Source organism: Photorhabdus sp. CRCIA-P01 (assembly GCF_003545805.1).
GTDB classification, from domain to species: domain Bacteria; phylum Pseudomonadota; class Gammaproteobacteria; order Enterobacterales; family Enterobacteriaceae; genus Photorhabdus; species Photorhabdus antumapuensis.
In genome coordinates this window covers 1-17126 of the sequence record NZ_NMQR01000013.1, presented here as the reverse complement: position 1 = coordinate 17126, position 17126 = coordinate 1, and the positions used below count along the sequence as shown (strand labels likewise).

Genomic DNA, 17126 nt, shown 5'->3' with positions numbered 1-17126 from the left:
TTTTTTTTGAAGCTTATCTATCAGATACCGTACTGTGCACGATAGGCTTTTACTGCACCCAGATGATCTTTCATCTCTGGCTGCTCCCCCAAATAATTAATCAAATCATTCAAGGTAATAATAGAAGACACTTTGCAACCATAATCCCTTTCAACTTCCTGAATTGCCGAGATTTCACCGTTCCCACGTTCCTGACGATCAAGACAAATCATCACGCCGGCAAGCGTCGCATTATGCTGCTTGATAATCTCCATCGATTCACGGATAGCTGTACCTGCGGTAATAACATCATCAACCAGAACAACATTGCCTTTAAGTGGGCTACCAACCAAAGTACCACCTTCACCATGATCTTTAGCTTCCTTACGGTTAAAACAATATGGCATATCAATATCATGATGCTCTGCCAATGCCACCGCCGTTGTCGTTGCAATTGGAATCCCCTTGTAAGCAGGCCCGAATAACAAATCGCACTGAATACCGCTATCCAACAATGCTGCTGCATAAAAACGCCCGATTAACGCCAAATCACGCCCAGTATTAAACAGCCCGGCATTAAAAAAATACGGGCTTTTACGTCCTGATTTCAGGGTGAATTCCCCAAATTTCAGTACCTGTTTTTTTAGCGCAAGCTCGATAAATTCGCGCTGATAGGCTTTCATTGGTGCCTCTCCTCTCTCTTGGTCATGGTTATCCGCCATACAACAGGCATAAAAAAGGCGACTATCACGTCGCCTGATCAACTTATTATTTTAATGCATTTTGTTTTAACGCATTTCTCTGCGCGTCAAAAATATCCTCTAATCCTCCCTTGGCAAGGGCCAATAAGGATAACAACTCATCATGACTAAATGGCTCGCCTTCCGCAGTGCCTTGCACTTCAATCATCCGGCCATCTTCCATCATCACGACGTTCATATCAGTTTCAGCGGCGGAATCTTCCACATATTCCAGATCACAACGACCTTCACCATCCACAATGCCAACAGAGACCGCAGCAACCATTGATTTCAGAGGACTCTCTTTCAGCTTACCTGCTTCAACCATTTTATTTAATGCATCAACTAGCGCGACACAAGCACCAGTAATAGAAGCTGTACGGGTACCGCCATCAGCCTGAATAACATCACAATCCAGTGTAATGGTGTATTCACCCAGTTTTTTCAGATCAACAGCAGCGCGTAGCGAACGAGCGATTAAACGTTGGATTTCCATCGTGCGCCCGCCTTGTTTGCCTTTGGCGGCTTCACGAGCATTTCGGGTATGAGTAGAGCGCGGTAACATGCCATATTCCGCCGTCACCCAACCCTGCCCCTGACCTTTCAAGAAACGAGGAACGCCTTCTTCAACGGAGGCATTACATAACACTTTGGTGTCCCCAAACTCTACTAGAACCGAACCTTCCGCGTGCTTAGTATAATGACGGGTTATAGTGATAGGACGCACTTGTTCTGCCGCTCTTCCTGTTGGGCGCATAGTGTTATCTCCGTTGTTAAATCATTATTGGGGGCGCATTATACGGCCTAACAGGGCTAATTCCTATCCTGCATCTACAACGAGCGTTATAATCTCTTAATCTTTTGTTTAAATGGGAACGAATCATGATCCGTAGTATGACTGCTTTTGCACGGCGAGATATCAAAAGCAAATGGGGAAATGCAGCTTGGGAACTGCGCTCGGTTAATCAGCGTTATTTAGAGACTTATATCCGCCTACCAGAACAATTCAGAAGCTTGGAACCGGTGATTCGTGAACGGATTCGTTCCCGTCTGACTCGCGGAAAAGTTGAGTGCAACCTACGTTTTGACCTGGACTCATGCACTCAAGGCGAACTTATCCTGAATGAAACTTTAGCAAAACAGCTAGTCAATGCGGCGAGCTGGGTCAAGCAGCAGAGCAACGAAGGTGAAATCAATCCGGTTGATATTCTGCGTTGGCCTGGCGTTATGGCAGCAGAAGAGCAAGACTTAGATGCTATCAGCACTCAATTATTGAAAGAGCTGGATACAACACTGGATGCCTTTATTCAAAGCCGTGAAGCCGAAGGCAATGCACTCAAAATTATGATTGAACAACGTTTGGACGCGGTGACCGAAGAAGTCAGTAAAGTTCGCCAACAGATGCCTGAAATCATGCAATGGCAACGGGAACGCCTGCAAACCAAACTAGAAGAAGCACAGGTACAGCTTGAAAATAACCGTCTTGAGCAAGAGTTAGTTTTACTGGCTCAACGTCTTGATGTGGCAGAAGAGTTAGAGCGCCTTGATGCCCACGTCAAAGAAACCCGCAATATTCTAAAGAAAAAAGAAGCCGTCGGCCGCCGCCTAGATTTTATGATGCAGGAATTCAACCGCGAATCTAATACGCTTGCCTCCAAATCTATCAACGCCGATATCACTAATTCAGCTATTGAATTGAAGGTGCTAATCGAGCAGATGAGAGAGCAGATTCAGAATATTGAGTAAGTTTTCATACTGACTCATAAAATCCAACGCATGTTTCTAGTGTACTTAAAAGAGCACTTATCAGGTTTTAAGTACACCTCTTGAAACGCCAGTGGATATAGCGGAAAACTCACAGACACACCAATTCGAACATGGATAAAGGAATGAAGAATCTTTGCTAAGAACCCGGACAGAACAAACTATACCTGTGCTAATTGTAAAATTTGTACAGCTATAGCAGTTCCATTATTGATGCTTCATCCTTTTGGCTGATTGAATAATATGCAATTTAAGTGTACGTTTAACATGTACATTTTAGGAGAAACAACATACGCACATATATATCAACCCAAGCCAGAGAGAATATTTCAGCTGTGTTGGACACAGCCGTCAACGGTGAGTCGGTTGAAATCACCCGTAGGAACGGCAGCGCTGCTGCGGTAATCAGCAAAGCTGAATATGAGGCTTATCGAAATGCTAAACTGGATGCCGAGTTTGATCACATTATACAGTGCCACGGACATACTGTAGAGGCGTTGACTGACCGATGATTTGGGTAAATGCGCAGGAAATTATCGCATTCCACGATCATATACTTCATCGTAATGGCATACATATCTTTAATAACGACAATACACTAGAAAATCTGATTGTAGATGCCGCTACTGGTGAGAAAAACGTTAGCCAGTTAGCGCAGTATTTACGGGAGCTGGTAGAAAATATTGACTCACTTAGCTAAGTAACCCTGTTTTTCCCGTACTTAAATTTAAACTTTCCTTTTAGGAAGAGGAGTGTCCACATTAATATCAATATAGTCTAAATTATCAACATAGAAATTAACATGCTCTTTGTTATTGGTTTTAGATCTAACTATTTTAGGCCGTCCATAAATAAAAACAAATGCTGTGGATTTTTGTATCTGTATTATTTTTGACAACCTCTTGATGACAAGTTTTTTTACATGATATTTATCTATTAGCTTTTGGGATATAAAACAAGTTGTTTGTAGTAATTCACCATGTGAGTTTTTTATCCTTTTTTTAAATTTAATACGATATCCTCTACCTTCATATTTATCAATATAAGCCCAACCATAATATATAATTCCATACTCTGGCAACAAATCTATTTTCTGCTCCCAAATACATTTAAATACCCCAGAATATGGTATATCCATTCCAGATATATTCAACTTCCTATTCATTAACGTATCATCCTTAATATACCTTATATAACGGCTTACGATAGTTCTAACTGAATAGACTTTCCCTATATTGCCGATTTCCTTCAGATTAAGAGCATATGACTTTGATAGATATTTATTCTGCTCATTTCCATGATTTTTATTATCATCCTTTTTCTTAGATTCATAATAACTATCCGGACGATGGAGTATAAAAGAATCAACTATCGACTTATCAAGTGTCTTTTTCTCCCCTTGCTTAGCATTTTCAATGACACTTAATATCTTAAGCGGAACTTTTCTCTCTATTTCACAATTAGGATGATGTTTACCATAAATGCGATAATGAGGAACTACACGCATGTTCTGCATATCTTCATCAAGATTTGCACAAGTAACCTGTGCAAAACAATTTTCGCCAGGACACATAAATAATTTTTTATTAGTAATTAATCCAGACCAATACAAATCATAAGCTCGATCAGGGTCGACATACTCATCTAATTCAATGCTATAAGCCACATCCAAAGACATATTTCATCACCATCGCACTATAATCATCCTGATAAGTTACCCCCAATCAGTTAAAAGATCTATAGTGTTGCTCTTATTTGAAAAAGCTACAACCCTCACTTCCCTAAGTACAAAAATCATGAATAATTAGCATAATTAACAAATATCAATTAGTTATGCTGTTAAAATTTACCATTGTCTCAGTAGCTACTTATTTTTAAGGTCATACCGACGAAGTGACTATACTTATTGTAAGAAATTTTTAAGCGACACAATATCTTGAATGCTCTCTAGATTATAGTAGAGTTTCCTGCATGCCAGAGCAGAGGAATTTATGCCTAACACTATGATAAATAAATTTCCAACATTTGATTTATTACTCTCTCCGCCTATAAGTGTACCTCAGGTAGCCGGTTTAGAACTAGCTAAAATGGCTGAAGCAATAGAGTCATGCCTGGCTGCTTATGACATCATGGTCAATGTAGAAAATATATCTCCAGGACCAACGTATATTCATTTTGATTTACTTCTAGCATCCGGCGTTAAAGTTTCCCAGATTATTAATTTATCTCACGATATAACACGCTCACTTTCTGCATCTGCTATACAGATTGTGCCAGTCATACCGGGGACACCCTATATTGGCTTAAATGTGCTTAGAAATTGTCGTGATACTGTCTATCTGCGTACTGTGTTAGATTACGCTCAATTTAAAGAAATCGATTCTCATCTGGCAATCGCTTTGGGCAAAGATATTTCTGGAAACCCCGTCATTACAACTCTGACTGATATGCAACACTTGTTAATCGGGGAGCTACAGGATCGGGTAAGTCTACGTTTATTCATGCCATGATTCTTAGCTTACTGTACAAAGCCACTCCTATAGACGTTCGCTTTATCATGATTGATACGAACATGTTGGAACTTTCAGTTTACGAAAAACTACCCCATTCACTAACAAGAGTCATTAACAATACGGAAGAGGCTGTTCACGCGTTACACTGGTTCCTCAATGAGATGAAGCGGCGTTGTAAACTGATATCAGCGCTTGGAGTACATAGCCTAATTGAGTATAACCAGCGTGTACAACAAGCAATAGATCTGGGACATCCTATCCCTAATCCTTTCTGGATCCCCTCTGATGGGTTACTTCTGCAAATTACTTTTAGCTTTTTATCGTTGTATGTCAGTAATAGCATTAAAAGGCGCATCGGGCTGCCATGTCATGTTTATATTTCCTATTTTTTTCGACATGTACTAGCAATATGTCGATGGAATCGACATACGGAAATCATAAGTCGAAAAATCAAGAAAACATCGACGTGTCATCAACAAACGTCGACATCATGAGCCATAAAATAGAACTACTCAGCCACCAACCTAATCTTAGCTGCTCTCCACGCCGTAAACAGCACCAGCAATATCTTTATCCCCATCTGATGAAACCTATAATATGCAAGTGAGCAAATGCGGCCAGCCAAAACCAAATCCCACCAAAGTCAGTGCAATCACGATGGGTATCATCACTTGCGAATGTCCAACTCATGAATGGAGCAACCCGTCTACAAGAGCGAGTCGAACGGCTGGTTGCTATAAGATACCGTGAAGGTTACATGGCGCAATGGTCATCTACCGAAGATGGCGCTATTTTGTTGGTAGAAAACCATTGCCCCATTTTAAACCGCTCTGCTACTTTCTCGGCTACCTTCTCCGTTAAAGATAAAAAATAGCCCGCCAGTCAGTAATATCAATCCACCAGATATCATCAAAAGAGTTTGAATATTAATATAGTCAGCAATTGGGCCAAACAACACCATACCTAATGGCAAAGAACAGGACAAAGCGATCTGAACTAAACTGAATACCCTGCCCATCATCTCAGGTTCGACTCTTTCCTGAAAAACTGCTGTTATCGGTGCGTTAAAACAAGGTGTTACCATGCCTAAAAAAACATTGAATACTAGATAAAGTGGGAACCAATAGGCATTACCAAGAGCGATCATAAATATGCCAAACAACGCGCAAGCTACCGCTGTTATACGCATTTTATTTTTATATTCACTCCAGAAAGAAATCAGCAATCCTCCTAAAACCGCGCCGGCACTAAATGTCATTTCATTAATGGCTAAACGCCACGGCTCTTCCCCAAATGTCCTATTAACTAATAAAGGTGTCAAAAATGCAGCCGGACTAATCAAAAAGCAGACACAAATCAAAAAAATCAAAAGATTTCTGATTAATTTATTCTCTTGCAGATAACGGAAACCCGCTAAGATTGCCTGAAATTTATTATCCGGCATGGAACCAGAAACAACTTTGGGAATAGGAATAAACGCAACAATACTAATGCCGATAATGGCAGTCGTTACGTCTACTAAAAAAATATTTTCCATCGAAGTCTGAGAGTACAAAAAGCCACTGATAGCTGGAGATGCCAGCATCATCAGTGAAGTCAAAGAAGCATTAATACCATTAACCCGTAGTAATTTCTCTTTCGGAACGAGTTGCGGAATAATAGCATTAACTGCCGGCATCTGGATGCCCGTTCCCAATGAACGGACAATCAGTGCGACAAATAACAGCTCAAGACTCTTAAATCCGAGCATAAAAGAGATAGCCAAGCCAAGCGTTACTAATGCAATTAACGCATCAGAGGCAATACTGAGCCACTTACGGTTATAAGTATCCGCCCAAACACCGGCAAATAAAGAGATCAATACCTGAGGAAGAAATGCACAGAGTACCGAAATAGCCAGCATTTCTCCCGATGAAGTACTTAGGGTGATATACCAGACAATAGAGAACTGGACAATGGAAGAACCTAGCAAAGAAATTGTTTGAGCTGATAAAAATAAAGCCGTTTTGCGTTTCCAACCCGGAAGTAATGCACTCATTTTAACTACGCCCCTTAAAATCCAAGAGGCGTAGTGCCTGAAAATAATTATTCAAACACAAACTCCTCTAGTTCTTTTATTGTTGGTGCACCAGCAGCACCAGAACGGTTGACGACAATAGCAGCAACACGATTGCCAAGTTCAACAGCATCTCTTAGCGACATTCCCTGCGATAATCCCGCAAGCATGCCGCCACTATGAGCATCACCAGCGCCGATGGTATCCACCACTTTCACTTTATAAGCAGCAACATATTCTGGATCACGATCAGACAGGCATATCCATGTACCCTGTGAACCTAACCGGCAGATAATAGTGATTTTTCTTTCGCTGGAATAACGGCTAGCTTGGACGACAGGATCACCTTCTCCGCACAATATAGCAACTTCATCACGGTTCAGTGTCAGAATGGTCCGGTCAGCAGGTAATGCATCAAGGAAAGCGGGAGCTATCTCTGGTAAACGTGGGCCAAAATCCAGCAATAACGCCTGCCCGGATGGTGACGCCAGTAACCAGTCACATAAAATCGCCGTTGATTTACTCGCCATGACATAACCACTGGAGTAGATATACCCCCTTTCCGGCAAAGCAATAGAAGAGAGCATTGCCTTACTCCAGTCAACTTCACAACCACTCACGGAGACAAAACTTCTTTCACCGTCTGGTTCAACCATTGCCAAACACCAACCATTATCAAGAGATGAATTGGCCAATGTGACCTCAAGCCCAAGGACCCGCATCTCTTTAGTTATCTGCTCACCCCAGCATCCGTTACCAACCGGTATACCATTAATCACAGGGATTTGCAGGCGGACCAAAGCCCGAGCAACATTAAAACCAGAACCACCAATCTGCCGATCAATTTCTTTAGCTTCCTGATCTGCTCCGCTACGAGGAAGCCTCGGTAAGCTAAGAACAATATCTCCCGCCGCCGCACCAATTACAGTAATCGGTAGTAAACCCGTCATCAGGCTCTCCTCTTACCGGCCCAAATATCAGCCATAGCCCCATCAAATTGAAAAAGAAACAGATAAATTGCTCAGGAAAGAGAGCTTGCAGCAATTATTGCTGAATTTATACACATAAGAAATATTTATACTTTAACATTAATCAAGTTCAATAAAAGTCAGCCTATATCAATTATGTGATACCAATGTGACTTATCGGTCATAGAGCGATGACAATCCCGGTGTGGAATAGTGACGCGTAACCATTGTCGTCAAGATATATGAAAACTCATGGAAAAAGTTGATGAATTCATGAAATTAGCCTCATGAGGAGAGCCAAAATGAACGAAAAAGCCAAATGTCACAATATTATAAAAAGTTATTTAATCGATAAAAGTATTAGCACGTTTCCGTCCGGCCGTATTTAAATGCGAAATGTGTTCAAAAGCTAACATTTTTATCTGATTACTACCCAAATACACTTTCATGACAAATAAAATAGCCCTATTGGGATAAACAGTGAGTCGATTTCATTGTATTTTCAGTGTAAAATAAATTTTTATAATTTTATATCCTTGATACGTCAATCAAGCGTATCATGATAAATAAAAATTTAAACAATATATTATAAATATATACCTAATAGATTTCGAGTTGCAGCGAGGCGGCAAGTGAATGAATCCCCAGGAGCATAGATAACGATGTGACTGGGGTGAGTGAAAGCAGCCAACAAAGCAGCAGCTTGAAAGATGAAGGGTATAAAATTTATTTACTTGGTTCTTAGTAACGATTACTTAAAGCATATTATTTATTTACATCCATCAATATTATTGCTGCTCTATATAATTGTAATTATTAACTAATGCATTATTTATCAACCCTACAAATTACCTTTACAGGAAATCACACCTTGAAAACACACATTATTATTCAATCCGCAAAACAACGACCTGATTTAAAAGGTGCCGCGGATGAACTTCTTTACAATAACTGGCCTTTATTTATGCTGAATACTTCAGCGGATGATGAAGGCTGGGATGAATTATTCGAGCCAGATTTCAGCCAATTCCAACAATTTGCTATTTTGCAACAAGGGAAAGAGCAGAAATTAATTGGTACTGCTAATTCGGTGCCTTTCCCTTGGGAGGGAGATTCATTAGAGCAACTGCCGGATAATGGCTGGGATGAAGTTTTTCACAGGGGTATGATTGCCCGTGGAAAAAAAGCAACAAAAATGTTGTCGGCACTGTCGGTAACGATATCTCCTGAATTTCGCGGCAAGAATTTGCCAACATTACTTATTGGTAGCTTAAAACAGGCGGCTATTGATGCGGGGCTGGAAGGGTTAGTTGTTCCTGTCAGGCCGACGTTGAAACAAAATTACCCATTGCAGGATTTTGTACAATACTGTGGATGGAAAAATGACAACAATGAACCTTTCGATCCTTGGATTCGGACACATTGGCGCCTGGGAGCAAAGATTATTCAACCGGCCATGCACTCAATGTATATAAATGCCACGCTTGATCAATGGCAGGAATGGACAGGAATGAAATTTCCGCAAAGTGGGCAGTATATTATTCCTGGAGGTTTAGTATCGCTAGAGGTGGATATACAACAACAAATGGGTTATTACATTGAGCCCAACTTATGGATGTTTCACAACTTGCATGTTTGATTTAGCATTATTGCGATAACTTTCATATTGCATATTTTTGGCTCATTTAACTTACTAATCTCTCAGCATGGGTATAAATAGTCGCTTTACCGGGTTTACAAAAACCAACCAAGGTTAAATGATATCGATCAGCAATTTCTACAGCCAATGAAGTTGCTGCTGAAACCGCAAATAAAATTTCAACACCACAGATGGCTGATTTTTGTACCATCTCATAACTAGCACGGCTGGATATCAGAACAGCGCCTTGCTGCCAGCCTGTTTTTGCCTTCATGCCTAGCATTTTGTCCAGTGCAACATGACGACCTACATCCTCACATCCTCCCAATAATTTACCTTCTGGATTGATCCAACTTGCGGCATGAGTGCAACCTGTCAATGCGCCAATATCTTGGACGTCAGTCAGTTGAGAGAGAGCATGGTCAAGATGGCTTAATGAAAAGGTTTGAGTGAAAGGCAACGGGGTGAGCGGGCGAAAAATATCAGAAAGTTGTTCTGTACCGCAGATGCCACAACCCGTTCGTCCCGCCAGATGACGTCTGCGCTCTTTTAAACCAGCAAAACGACGGCTAGAAAGTTCTATTTGCAACTCAATGCCGCCGTTACAATTAGGGATAATATCAATGCCACGAATCTCGTGCTGAAATTCAATGATGCCTTCGGAAAGCGAAAACCCAATAGCGAAATATTCGAGATCTTTGGGACTTGCCATCATTACGACATGCGAAATACCGTTATAAATTAAAGCAACAGGAACTTCTTCTGCGATCCAATCAGCTTTTAATATGTCGGGATCGTGTTTTTGTTGCACATTCGTTCTTTTTGCACCCTCAATCACACCAAATGGTAACAACTTCCCTGATTTAACGTTATACATTAGATGAGTTCCTAATAGTGTTACGACACAATAATTATACGGAAAAAAGAGTCTATACTATTTGTCAGGCAATAAATCTGATCCCGCTACGGAAAGTAGTTTTAATAAGAAAGAACACATTCGAAATTTTTCCCATGATGGAATGGGTATTGTTTAAAACAATGTGAGTGAGGAGATTCCCATGCAAGTCAGCAGAAGGCAGTTCTTTAAAATCTGCGCTGGCGGTATGGCAGGTACGACGGTAGCAGCGTTGGGCTTTGCACCAACCGCAGCCCTTGCACAAACGCGTAACTATAAATTGTTGCGAGCACGTGAAACCCGAAATACCTGCACATACTGTTCTGTCGGCTGTGGGCTGTTGATGTACAGCCTTGGCGATGGCGCAAAAAATGCGAAAGCAACTATTTTCCATATTGAAGGTGATCCTGATCACCCGGTAAACCGCGGCGCACTTTGTCCTAAAGGGGCTGGCTTGGTTGATTTTATTCATAGTGAAAGCCGCCTGAAATACCCGGAATATCGTGCTGCGGGTTCTGACAAATGGCAACGTATTACTTGGCATGAGGCATTTGATCGCATTGCTAACCTAATGAAAGTAGACCGTGATGCCAATTTCATTAAAACCAATCAAGAAGGCGTGACAGTCAATCGTTGGCTGACAACCGGTATGCTGTGTGCATCTGCTGCCAGTAACGAAACAGGTTATCTATCGCAAAAATTTAGTCGCGCTCTCGGCATGCTCGCCGTAGACAACCAAGCACGTGTCTGACACGGACCAACGGTAGCAAGTCTTGCTCCAACATTTGGTCGCGGTGCGATGACCAACCACTGGGTTGATATCAAGAACGCGAATCTGATCGTCGTTATGGGTGGTAATGCCGCCGAAGCGCATCCTGTAGGATTTCGCTGGGCAATAGAAGCCAAAATCCATAATAACGCTAAGTTAATCGTGATTGATCCGCGTTTTACCCGTACAGCATCCGTGGCGGATTTCTATACCCCAATTCGTTCTGGTACTGATATTGCTTTCTTGTCAGGTGTGATTTTATACCTGCTGACCAACAATAAGATTAATCATGAATATGTCGAGGCGTACACTAACGCCAGTCTGATCGTGCGTGAAGATTACTCGTTCGATGATGGTCTGTTCAGTGGTTACGATGCAGAAAAACGTCAATACGACAAAACCAGTTGGAACTATGCACTGGATGAAAATGGCTTTGCTCAACGTGATATCACGCTTAAGCACCCACGTTGTGTATGGAACCTGTTAAAAGAGCACGTTAGTCGTTACACGCCCGATGTCGTCAGTAATATTTGCGGTACGCCAAAAGAGGATTTCCTGAAAGTCTGTGAATATATTGCAGAAACTTGTGTTAAGGATAAAACCGCTTCTTTCCTATACGCACTGGGTTGGACTCAACACTCAGTTGGTGCACAAAACATCCGAACCATGGCAATAATCCAGCTACTGTTGGGCAATATGGGGATGGCGGGTGGCGGTATTAATGCATTGCGGGGTCACTCGAATATTCAGGGATTGACTGATTTGGGGTTGTTGTCGCAAAGTTTGCCGGGATATCTGACACTCCCCTCAGAGAAACAGGCGGATTTGCAAACTTACCTCCAGGCAAATACGCCAAAACCCATGCTGCCGGGTCAAGTTAACTATTGGGGTAACTACCCAAAATTCTTTATCAGTCTGATGAAGAGTTTCTACGGTGATAACGCCCATAAAGATAACGACTGGGGTTTTGACTGGCTGCCGAAATGGGACAAAGGTTATGATGTTCTACAATTTTTTGACATGATGTCGAAAGGTGAAGTAAATGGCTATATTTGCCAAGGCTTTAACCCAGTAGCTTCTTTTCCGAATAAAAACAAAGTCGTTGGTGCACTGTCGAAACTGAAATTCCTGATCACTATCGACCCGCTTAATACTGAAACTTCAACTTTTTGGCAGAACCACGGTGAATTTAACGAAGTCGATTCATCCAAAATTCAGACAGAAGTTTTCCGCCTGCCGTGTTGCTGTTTTGCCGAGGAAAACGGTTCAATTGTTAACTCTGGTCGCTGGTTACAATGGCACTGGAAAGGGGCTGATGCGCCGGGAGAAGCTATCGGTGATGGTGAGATCCTCTCTGGTATCTTCAAACGTCTGCGGGATATGTACCGTGCAGAAGGGGGAGCTTTACCAGAGCAGGTGCTGAACATGACCTGGGATTACTTCAACCCGGATAGCCCTACATCGGAAGAGGTGGCTCAAGAGAGTAATGGCCGAGCACTGGTTGATCTGATTGATGCTGATGGCAACGTCATAGTGAAACAAGGTCAGCAATTAACCTCTTTTGCGCAGCTACGTGATGATGGTACTACCGCTAGTGGCTGTTGGATCTTTGCTGGAAGTTGGACACCAGAAGGTAACCAGATGGCTCGTCGTGATAACGCTGATCCGTCAGGATTGGGAAATACGCTAGGTTGGGCATGGGCATGGCCGTTAAATCGTCGTATTTTGTACAATCGCGCATCGGCTGATCCCCAGGGTAAACCGTGGGACCCAAAACGTCAGTTACTGACGTGGGATGGTATTAAGTGGGGTGGTGTCGATACTGCTGATTACAGCGTGGCGGCGCCGGAAACGGATGTTGGTCCATTTATCATGCAACCGGAAGGTATGGCGCGTCTGTTTGCTATTGATAAGATGGCGGAAGGACCATTCCCTGAACACTATGAACCTTTTGAAACACCATTGGGGACCAATCCGTTGCATCCGAATGTGGTATCCAACCCGGCAGCTCGCGTGTTCAAAAGCGACTTTGACGCAATGGGTAAAGCAGATAAATTCCCTTATGTAGGAACGACTTACCGCTTGACAGAACATTTCCACTATTGGACAAAACATGCATTGTTGAACTCGATTATCCAACCTGAACAGTTTGTGGAAATCGGTGAAAAACTGGCGGAAAAGAAAGGCATCAAACACGGTGATACCGTCAAGGTTAGCTCTAATCGTGGTTACATCAAAGCGAAAGCGGTTGTCACCAAACGTATTCGTACCCTGAATGTACACGGTCGTGAAGTGGATACTATCGGTATTCCTATTCATTGGGGCTTTGAAGGGGCAGCGAAGAAAGGCTTTATTGCCAATACATTGACACCATTTGTTGGTGATGCGAACACCCAAACGCCTGAGTTCAAAGCGTTCCTGGTTAATGTGGAAAAAGTGTAAGGGGAAAAATTATGTCATTACAAACTCAAGACATTGTTCGTCGCTCTGCCACAAATTCTTTTACTCCTGCACCACGGGTGCGGGATGACCAAGAGAGCGTTGCGAAGCTGATTGATGTAACAACCTGTATCGGTTGTAAAGCTTGTCAGGTGGCCTGTTCTGAGTGGAATGATATTCGTGATGAAATCGGTTATAACGTTGGTGTTTATGATAACCCAGCGGATTTAACCGCTAAATCATGGACCGTGATGCGCTTCTCAGAGGTTGAAGAGAACGGCAAACTGGAATGGCTGATTCGTAAAGATGGTTGTATGCACTGCGCTGATCCGGGTTGCTTGAAAGCTTGTCCAGCCGAAGGGGCGATTATCCAGTATGCAAATGGGATTGTTGATTTCCAGTCTGAACACTGTATCGGCTGTGGCTATTGTATCGCGGGTTGTCCGTTCAATGTGCCACGGATCAATAAAGAAGATAACCGGGTATATAAGTGCACTCTGTGCGTTGACCGCGTTAATGTCGGTCAGGAACCTGCCTGTGTGAAAACCTGTCCGACCGGTGCAATCCATTTTGGCAGTAAAAAAGCGATGAAAGATTTGGCGGCTGAACGGGTGAGTGAGTTGAAAGGCCGTGGTTATGAGCATGCGGGCTTGTACGATCCTGATGGTGTTGGTGGTACTCATGTGATGTATGTGCTACACCATGCTAACAAACCACAGCTATATCATGGCTTACCGGACAATCCCGCTATCAGCCCGACCGTCACCTTCTGGAAAGGTATCTGGAAACCCCTGGCCGCGGTGGGATTTGCTGCCACATTCGCTGCCAGCCTCTTTCATTATGTGGGAATTGGACCAAACCGAGTGACGGAAGAAGACGAGGAAAATGCGCGTCGTGATGCGGAATCTTCACAGAAATCAGTCAATAGGGAGGAACAACGATGAAAGACAGGAAAAATATTATTATCCGTCACTCACCCGTTGAGCGAATAAACCATTGGGCGGTGGTACTCTGTTTTCTCTTTACCGCCATTAGTGGATTAGGATTCTTTTTCCCCTCTTTTAACTGGCTGATGAATATCTTCGGTACGCCTCAATTGTCACGGATTTTGCATCCATTTGTTGGTTCAGTGATGTTTGCTTTATTTATCTTTATGTTTTTCAGATATTTTAAACATAACTTTATCGACAAAGATGACATTGTATGGCTTAAAAATATCCATAAGATTGTAAAAAATGAGGAAGCTGGTGATATTGGTCAGTATAACTTAGGTCAGAAAGGGGTCTATTGGTCTATCAGTATTTTCCTGATATTGCTCGCTGTCAGTGGTGTTATTATTTGGCGCCCCTATTTTGCTGATCTCTTCTCTATTCCGATAATTCGAATTGCGCTTCTAATCCATTCAATGTCAGCTATTGGTTTAATCCTGACAATTATGGTTCACGCTTATGCAGCATTCTGGGTGAAAGGATCGCTTCGGGCAATGGTTGAAGGTTGGGTAACCCGTGGTTGGGCGAAGAAACATCACCCACGTTGGTATCGTGAAGTAATGAAACAGGAACAACAAGAAGAGAAACGTTAATACGTTTCGAATATAATCATCGAAGCAGGATCGTCATATCCTGCTTATCACTTTCCTATTTTAACCCCCAGTGCTGATACTTACGCTGTGGTGTTCGGTTTTAAAATCCGCTTTGTTTTTTATATCGCCAAAACCGAGAGTACCGGTATCGAGGGTGTTTTGTCTTTATCTACGGTACTGGCGATAACCGCGCCATCAAGCTGAGTATGTTCACCCACTTTTACTTGATAGCCTCCTTTGCCGGCAAACAGGCCAGTCTGCTCCTGCACGCTGTCAAAGTTGCTGTGGATTTTGTCGCGGCTGGCGCTGAGGTTCAATGAACCGCTTGGTTGCGGGCCGACAGTGACGTAACATGCCGCCTGCTGAGCCGCCGGTGCTGACACTCACCGGGCTGTTTATTATCCGGCTCGCTGAACAGGACTGACGGCTAAAAGGAAGCTCCCAGTTCTCAGTCCGGGAGCTTTTTCAGTATTATGACAACATCAAGTTTTTCCTAAGACCTTTTATATTGAAGATAATTTACCAAACAAACAACAGCACCTAGGAATATCCCCATAACAACACCGATACCAGATGCTTCAATAATATCTTTGTAACCAATGGAAAACGCACCAGTTTCAAAAAAAAGAACAAATTTAACTAACAGTTTTACCGCCATGACTGTGGTGAACACACCTATGCACAAAACTAAAGACCAAGATAAAAAGTAAATCATAAATTTCATTTTTTATCCTTAGAGTTTAATTCATCCATGACTACTTTATTTGCAGCTTCAGAACCAATGGCTCCCATTCCACTACCAACAATACCAGGAACAGGAGATACCAATGGCGGTGCTGATATATAAGGATTGATCACACTAAATCTTTCTTTAAATCCATTTGACCAAGAGTTAACTTTACCATCAAGGTAGTTAGTAGTTCCTGTTGCTAGCCCATACCCCACTGACGATCCCACAAACGCACCTCCCATCGGTAACCACGGTGAATTTCCATCAATTACGCTAGAAACGCCTGCTCCCAGTGTGTTAGTCGTAACTGTGCCCCAATATCCCATCCCAGCCGTTGCACCACCTGTTACCAAAGCTGTCCCGAAACTGGCATAGCTGAAACTTTCTTGGGGATTATTGTAGATGTTATAACTTTGCATCCCTAGATTGGCTAAGCCTGTAGTACCGACACCTATCGCCCGATTCGCAAGAGTTGTACTTCCAACCCAATTGGAAACGACAGGTGTTGCTGCCTTGCTTAACGCGGGTAAAGCAAGCGTAATCGTTGCGATTGCTGCCCGATGAATATTATTGGTTTTCTGCCATGTCTCGTAATTATCAATTACGGGCGTAAGCTGATTGAGACTATATTCTGCCAGCTTTCTACAATCGTCGTCACAACCCGATGATTGAGCAAGATTAATGAGATCTTTCTGTTGTTTTTCCAAATAATCTTTCGTGATCCTTGTTTCCAACGCTTTCCGTTGCTGATCTTGTAGCGGTCAAGAAATTCCGGACACCATTTTAGCCTTTTCCCATTGCTTCTCGTATTCAACGGGAGAAATGCCTCCATTAAAACTATGGGGGCGAATGTAATTATAATATCCACCCAGATATTGCGTGATATCTCTTATCGCTTCATGCATATCCTGATAGCCTTCTGGGGGAACCCATTCACTTTTCAGACTCCGGAATACCCGTTCCATCGGCGAATTATCATAGCAGCAGCCTCTGCGACTCATGCTTTGGATAATCTTGTTTCGCCAGAGTAAGCGGCGAAACTTTTTACTGCT

18 protein-coding genes and 2 pseudogenes are annotated in these 17126 nt (G+C 42.5%); 10 read left to right on the top strand and 10 right to left on the bottom strand.

Annotated elements, in window-relative coordinates; all coding sequences use genetic code 11:
* Positions 1-20: 20 nt before the first annotated feature.
* Together pyrE and rph are read right to left on the bottom strand one after the other, a co-directional pair.
* Positions 21-662 (bottom strand): orotate phosphoribosyltransferase, encoded by a 642-nt coding sequence (gene pyrE, locus D3222_RS10040; RefSeq protein ID WP_118986031.1) that lies wholly within the window; start codon positions 660-662, stop codon positions 21-23.
* 85 nt (positions 663-747) lie between these two features.
* Entirely contained in the window at positions 748-1476 is a 729-nt protein-coding gene (gene rph / locus D3222_RS10035) for a ribonuclease PH (RefSeq protein WP_118986030.1), read from the bottom strand.
* Positions 1477-1601: 125 nt separating this feature from the next.
* Between rph and D3222_RS10030 the strand changes: the two genes are divergently transcribed.
* The 3 genes from D3222_RS10030 to D3222_RS10020 all read left to right on the top strand — a co-directional run bounded on the left by D3222_RS10030 (position 1602) and on the right by D3222_RS10020 (position 3183).
* Positions 1602-2465, top strand: a complete 864-nt coding sequence (locus tag D3222_RS10030) for a YicC/YloC family endoribonuclease (protein WP_118986029.1) — start codon at positions 1602-1604, stop codon at positions 2463-2465.
* A 308-nt stretch (positions 2466-2773) separates the two neighbouring features.
* Positions 2774-2995: a type II toxin-antitoxin system Phd/YefM family antitoxin gene (locus tag D3222_RS10025; protein ID WP_118986028.1), complete on the top strand. Its 222-nt coding sequence runs from the start codon at positions 2774-2776 to the stop codon at positions 2993-2995.
* Positions 2992-3183 carry a hypothetical protein gene (locus D3222_RS10020; protein WP_118986027.1) on the top strand — a complete coding sequence of 64 codons (192 nt, stop codon included), beginning with the start codon at positions 2992-2994 and terminating at the stop codon, positions 3181-3183. Before D3222_RS10025 ends, D3222_RS10020 begins: the two co-directional genes overlap by 4 nt.
* Before the next feature lie 27 nt (positions 3184-3210).
* Here the strand turns inward: D3222_RS10020 and D3222_RS10015 are convergent, their stop codons facing one another.
* Complete coding sequence (locus tag D3222_RS10015; protein WP_118986026.1) at positions 3211-4161, bottom strand: hypothetical protein; 951 nt, start codon at positions 4159-4161, stop codon at positions 3211-3213.
* A 313-nt stretch (positions 4162-4474) separates the two neighbouring features.
* Between D3222_RS10015 and D3222_RS26690 the strand changes: the two genes are divergently transcribed.
* The 3 genes and pseudogenes from D3222_RS26690 to D3222_RS26680 form a co-directional block, all read left to right on the top strand.
* The gene (locus tag D3222_RS26690) at positions 4475-4993 is read left to right on the top strand and encodes a DNA translocase FtsK (RefSeq protein WP_339367461.1); all 519 of its coding nucleotides are present in this window, start codon (positions 4475-4477) and stop codon (positions 4991-4993) included.
* Positions 4990-5490: an FtsK/SpoIIIE domain-containing protein gene (locus D3222_RS26685; RefSeq protein WP_339367460.1), complete on the top strand. Its 501-nt coding sequence runs from the start codon at positions 4990-4992 to the stop codon at positions 5488-5490. The genes D3222_RS26690 and D3222_RS26685 overlap by 4 nt, the downstream gene beginning before the upstream one ends.
* Before the next feature lie 188 nt (positions 5491-5678).
* Positions 5679-5816: pseudogene (locus D3222_RS26680) on the top strand (MarR family transcriptional regulator); the annotation flags it as partial.
* Here D3222_RS26680 and D3222_RS10005 read toward each other — a convergent pair.
* Both D3222_RS10005 and D3222_RS10000 read right to left on the bottom strand, forming a co-directional pair.
* On the bottom strand, positions 5817-7034 hold the full coding sequence (locus D3222_RS10005; RefSeq protein WP_118986025.1) for an MFS transporter: 1218 nt from the start codon (positions 7032-7034) through the stop codon (positions 5817-5819).
* A 47-nt stretch (positions 7035-7081) separates the two neighbouring features.
* Entirely contained in the window at positions 7082-8002 is a 921-nt protein-coding gene (locus D3222_RS10000; protein ID WP_118986024.1) for a carbohydrate kinase family protein, read from the bottom strand.
* A gap of 889 nt (positions 8003-8891) precedes the next feature.
* Here D3222_RS10000 and D3222_RS09995 point away from each other — a divergent pair.
* On the top strand, positions 8892-9659 hold the full coding sequence (locus D3222_RS09995) for a transferase (RefSeq protein WP_118986023.1): 768 nt from the start codon (positions 8892-8894) through the stop codon (positions 9657-9659).
* A gap of 46 nt (positions 9660-9705) precedes the next feature.
* Here the strand turns inward: D3222_RS09995 and fdhD are convergent, their stop codons facing one another.
* Positions 9706-10536, bottom strand: a complete 831-nt coding sequence (fdhD, locus tag D3222_RS09990; RefSeq protein WP_118986022.1) for a formate dehydrogenase accessory sulfurtransferase FdhD — start codon at positions 10534-10536, stop codon at positions 9706-9708.
* Positions 10537-10717: 181 nt separating this feature from the next.
* Between fdhD and fdnG the strand changes: the two genes are divergently transcribed.
* Genes fdnG through fdoI form a run of 3 tightly spaced genes read left to right on the top strand, consistent with a single transcriptional unit; the run spans position 10718 to position 15344 of the window.
* Complete coding sequence (fdnG, locus tag D3222_RS09985; protein ID WP_118986021.1) at positions 10718-13765, top strand: formate dehydrogenase-N subunit alpha; 3048 nt, start codon at positions 10718-10720, stop codon at positions 13763-13765.
* Positions 13766-13776: 11 nt separating this feature from the next.
* Positions 13777-14706, top strand: a complete 930-nt coding sequence (fdxH, locus tag D3222_RS09980) for a formate dehydrogenase subunit beta (RefSeq protein ID WP_118986020.1) — start codon at positions 13777-13779, stop codon at positions 14704-14706.
* Positions 14703-15344: a formate dehydrogenase cytochrome b556 subunit gene (fdoI, locus tag D3222_RS09975; protein ID WP_118986019.1), complete on the top strand. Its 642-nt coding sequence runs from the start codon at positions 14703-14705 to the stop codon at positions 15342-15344. The genes fdxH and fdoI overlap by 4 nt, the downstream gene beginning before the upstream one ends.
* Before the next feature lie 63 nt (positions 15345-15407).
* Here the strand turns inward: fdoI and D3222_RS25920 are convergent.
* The 4 genes and pseudogenes from D3222_RS25920 to D3222_RS09955 all read right to left on the bottom strand — a co-directional run.
* Positions 15408-15667, bottom strand: a pseudogene (locus D3222_RS25920) (hypothetical protein); the annotation flags it as partial.
* 170 nt (positions 15668-15837) lie between these two features.
* Positions 15838-16068 (bottom strand): hypothetical protein, encoded by a 231-nt coding sequence (locus D3222_RS09965; RefSeq protein ID WP_118986018.1) that lies wholly within the window; start codon positions 16066-16068, stop codon positions 15838-15840.
* Positions 16065-16808 (bottom strand): hypothetical protein, encoded by a 744-nt coding sequence (locus D3222_RS09960; RefSeq protein ID WP_118986017.1) that lies wholly within the window; start codon positions 16806-16808, stop codon positions 16065-16067. Before D3222_RS09960 ends, D3222_RS09965 begins: the two co-directional genes overlap by 4 nt.
* Positions 16809-16835: 27 nt before the next feature.
* The coding region (locus D3222_RS09955) for an integrase core domain-containing protein (protein WP_157975314.1) at positions 16836-17126 on the bottom strand (291 nt) is incomplete at its 5' end.

Coding starts and splice junctions, on each gene's coding strand:
- pyrE (WP_118986031.1), bottom strand. CDS start 662: ATGAAAGCCTATCAGCGCGAATTTATCGAGCTTGCGCTAAAAAAACAG.
- rph (WP_118986030.1), bottom strand. CDS start 1,476: ATGCGCCCAACAGGAAGAGCGGCAGAACAAGTGCGTCCTATCACTATA.
- D3222_RS10030 (WP_118986029.1), top strand. CDS start 1,602: ATGATCCGTAGTATGACTGCTTTTGCACGGCGAGATATCAAAAGCAAA.
- D3222_RS10020 (WP_118986027.1), top strand. CDS start 2,992: ATGATTTGGGTAAATGCGCAGGAAATTATCGCATTCCACGATCATATA.
- D3222_RS10015 (WP_118986026.1), bottom strand. CDS start 4,161: ATGTCTTTGGATGTGGCTTATAGCATTGAATTAGATGAGTATGTCGAC.
- D3222_RS26690 (WP_339367461.1), top strand. CDS start 4,475: ATGCCTAACACTATGATAAATAAATTTCCAACATTTGATTTATTACTC.
- D3222_RS26685 (WP_339367460.1), top strand. CDS start 4,990: ATGATTCTTAGCTTACTGTACAAAGCCACTCCTATAGACGTTCGCTTT.
- D3222_RS10005 (WP_118986025.1), bottom strand. CDS start 7,034: ATGAGTGCATTACTTCCGGGTTGGAAACGCAAAACGGCTTTATTTTTA.
- D3222_RS10000 (WP_118986024.1), bottom strand. CDS start 8,002: ATGACGGGTTTACTACCGATTACTGTAATTGGTGCGGCGGCGGGAGAT.
- fdhD (WP_118986022.1), bottom strand. CDS start 10,536: ATGTATAACGTTAAATCAGGGAAGTTGTTACCATTTGGTGTGATTGAG.
- fdxH (WP_118986020.1), top strand. CDS start 13,777: ATGTCATTACAAACTCAAGACATTGTTCGTCGCTCTGCCACAAATTCT.
- fdoI (WP_118986019.1), top strand. CDS start 14,703: ATGAAAGACAGGAAAAATATTATTATCCGTCACTCACCCGTTGAGCGA.
- D3222_RS09965 (WP_118986018.1), bottom strand. CDS start 16,068: ATGAAATTTATGATTTACTTTTTATCTTGGTCTTTAGTTTTGTGCATA.